Here is a 3002-nt window from a genome sequence, read left to right on the forward strand (position 1 = left end):
TTATAAAATTATTTATTAGTAATTTTTATTATTTAATAAAAATCTTATCCTAAATAAGTATAATTCTGAAATGATAATTTTTATTAAAGAGGAAAAAATATGAAAAAACTAACTACCACTTCGGGCAATCCGATAGCTGACAATCAAAACTCGCTCACTGCGGGCAGCCGCGGCGGCATAATGCTGCAAGATTATCAACTACTTGAAAAGCTAGCCCACCAAAACAGAGAACGCATCCCGGAAAGAGCCGTCCATGCAAAAGGTAGCGCTGCGTACGGTACTCTAGAGATCACGCACGATATCTCACGCTATACGAAAGCAAACGTCTTGCAAAAAGGCGAGAAAACGAGGCTACTCCTGAGATTTTCTACCGTAGCCGGAGAGGCCGGAGCTGCCGATGCCGAGCGCGACGTAAGGGGCTTTGCGATTAAATTTTACACAAAAGAGGGCAACTGGGACTTAGTCGGCAACAACACTCCGGTATTTTTCATCAAAGACCCATATAAATTTCCCGATTTCATCCATACTCAAAAACGCGACCCGCGCACGCATCTACGCTCAAACGAAGCCGCTTGGGATTTTTGGAGTTTGAGCCCTGAAACTATGCATCAAGTTACGATTTTAATGAGCGACCGCGGCATACCTGCTAGCTACCGCCATATGCATGGATTTGGCAGCCACACCTATAGCTTGATAAATGACAAAAACGAGAGATTCTGGGTCAAATTTCACTTCAAAACTCGTCAAGGCATTAAAAATTTAACCAACGATGAAGCCGCGCAAATAATCGCAAAAGACAGGGAGAGCAACCAAAGAGACCTCTTTGAAAGTATAGAAAAAGGAGATTTTCCAAGTTGGGATTTTAAAATCCAAATAATGACCCAAGATCAGGCAAAAAGCGTCAAATTTAACCCGTTTGACCTAACCAAAACATGGTCGCATAAGGAATTTCCGCTTATCGACGTTGGCGTCATGACGCTAAATGAAAACCCTAAAAATTACTTCAACGAAGTAGAGCAAGCCGCATTTAGCCCGTCAAATATAGTCCCTGGTATCAGCTTTAGCCCCGATAAAATGCTTCAAGCAAGAATCTTTAGCTATCCGGACGCTCAAAGATATCGCATAGGCACGCACTACGCACAACTAAGCGTAAATCGTCCGATAAGCGAAATAAACACCTACGTCGTGGGCGGTGCGATGAATAACGGAATGTATAAACTCGACGATAAAGCCTACTATGAACCAAACAGCTTTGGCGGCGGCAAAGAGGATAGAAACCTGCTAGAGCCTGATATAAATTTAGAAGGCGCAATGCAAAGATACGACCATAGAGCTGAGGATCAGGATTATTACTCGCAACCCAGAGCGCTTTTTGCACTAATGAACGATAGCCAAAAATCACAGCTTTTTAGCAATATCGCAGAGAGTATGGCTGGCGTGAGCAAAGCGATAAAAGAGCGCGCGATAGGTCACTTTGAGCAAATCTCGCCAGAGTACGCAAACGGCGTCAGAGCAGCGCTAAAGGCTAAAATTTGACAAATTTAACGCAAGCTGAAGAGCAAAGATACAGCGAACTTTGCGCCATGGCGCTTGATTTTGCGAGGCAAGACGAAGCAGACGAGCTAGAAAAGATGATAAAGGCGGGGCTTAGCGTAAATTTAAAATCAGCAAAAGGCGATACGCTTTTGATGCTGGCTAGCTACAACAATGCTCTAAATACCGTAAATATGCTGCTCTCAAACGGCGCTAGAGTAGATGAACGCAACGATCGCGGGCAAACTCCGCTTGCGAGCGCTGCATTTAAGGGGCACTTAGATGTAGTAAAAGCGCTAGTTGATGCCGGAGCCGATATCGAAGCAAAAAATGGATTAGGTATGACGCCTTGCGCCTTTGCGGTGATGTTTGGTAGAAGCGAAACGGCAAAATTTTTACTCGGCAAACATAAAAAAGAAAATATATTTCAAAAACTAGCGGTTAAATTTTTAGAAATTTTTAGCAACAAGAGTGCAAAAACCGCCTAAATTTGACTCATTTACAACCTTCTAAACTCCGTCTGATTTAAGGCTGGGTTTAGAAACTTTAACACAGGCAACTAAAGATAGGAAACGGTAGCGTATTTTGCAAATTTGCTCAATTTTAAGCAACAGCATGCGCAAGGCTGATTTGCGGCGATTACGCAAGCTTATAGGCGGACTAAATCTAGCGAGTCCGTTAATTTAGAATAGCAAATTCTACATATCCCTCCATCGCGACGAGTAAAATCCAGCCCGCTTCAGGAGCGCAAAAATAGCGATGCTCTGGGATGTTTTCAACCGTAAATTTTAAAAAATCGTAAAAATACTCGGGGGCAAATTTGACCCCTGTGCCGCTTAGATTGTCTCCGACGCAACTTATCTCGCCACTTAAAATTTTAATTTGGATATTTGGATTTGAGTTTAGAAAGTTTTTAATATCGGCAAAATTTTTATAATCAGCCGTTTTATAGTCTTTTAAATTTTGCAAAACCGGTTTTGAGCCGACAAAAGTAAAATTTCGCTCTATAAACTCCGCTCCGTCGTCGCTAATACGCCACTTTTGGCCTAAATTTGACAAAAAAGCAAGCATTTCATCACTCGCTGAAATGAAATTTGAAACTAGATTTTTCGGGCTCAATCGTTTCCTTTTGCAAGATTGCCGTAAAATTTAGCAATCCGCTTGCTTGTTTTGTAAATTTCGCACGCTAAACTCGCGGCAAATAATTCGCAAAAACCGTAAATTTAAACAAAAAGGCGTTATATCTTGAGATGATTTTTGAAGTTACGACGTAAAAATAAAACGGAGCGGATCGGTCGTCCGTAAGTATTTATTTTTACTAGCCCTTCAAAAAGCGCTCAAAAACTACTCAAAAGTCACGGCGAATTTAAAATTTATCTAAAAAATGCAAGAGACATTATATCTTGGAGAGATTTTAAGGGTTACGAAGCGAAAAATAGGCGTAGACTGGACAAGCCAGTCCGTCAAGC

General features: G+C 41.6%; 3 protein-coding genes. 2 read left to right on the forward strand and 1 reads right to left on the reverse strand.

The annotated features are described in order from the left end of the window. The first annotated feature begins 99 nt into the window (after window positions 1–99). Both Q0200_RS06435 and Q0200_RS06440 read left to right on the forward strand, forming a co-directional pair. Window positions 100–1536, forward strand: a complete 1437-nt coding sequence (locus tag Q0200_RS06435; protein ID WP_297939196.1) for a catalase — start codon at window positions 100–102, stop codon at window positions 1534–1536. Further along, on the forward strand, window positions 1533–2021 hold the full coding sequence (locus Q0200_RS06440; protein ID WP_297939199.1) for an ankyrin repeat domain-containing protein: 489 nt from the start codon (window positions 1533–1535) through the stop codon (window positions 2019–2021). The genes Q0200_RS06435 and Q0200_RS06440 overlap by 4 nt, the downstream gene beginning before the upstream one ends. A 190-nt stretch (window positions 2022–2211) precedes the next feature. On the opposite strand, the gene Q0200_RS06445 is transcribed toward Q0200_RS06440, so the two are convergent. Further along, window positions 2212–2652: a hypothetical protein gene (locus tag Q0200_RS06445; RefSeq protein ID WP_297939202.1), complete on the reverse strand. Its 441-nt coding sequence runs from the start codon at window positions 2650–2652 to the stop codon at window positions 2212–2214. Window positions 2653–3002: the final 350 nt, after the last annotated feature.

The organism is uncultured Campylobacter sp. (assembly GCF_938045225.1).
Classification (GTDB): Bacteria; Campylobacterota; Campylobacteria; order Campylobacterales; family Campylobacteraceae; genus Campylobacter_A.

Coding starts and splice junctions, on each gene's coding strand:
- Q0200_RS06435 (WP_297939196.1), top strand. CDS start 100: ATGAAAAAACTAACTACCACTTCGGGCAATCCGATAGCTGACAATCAA.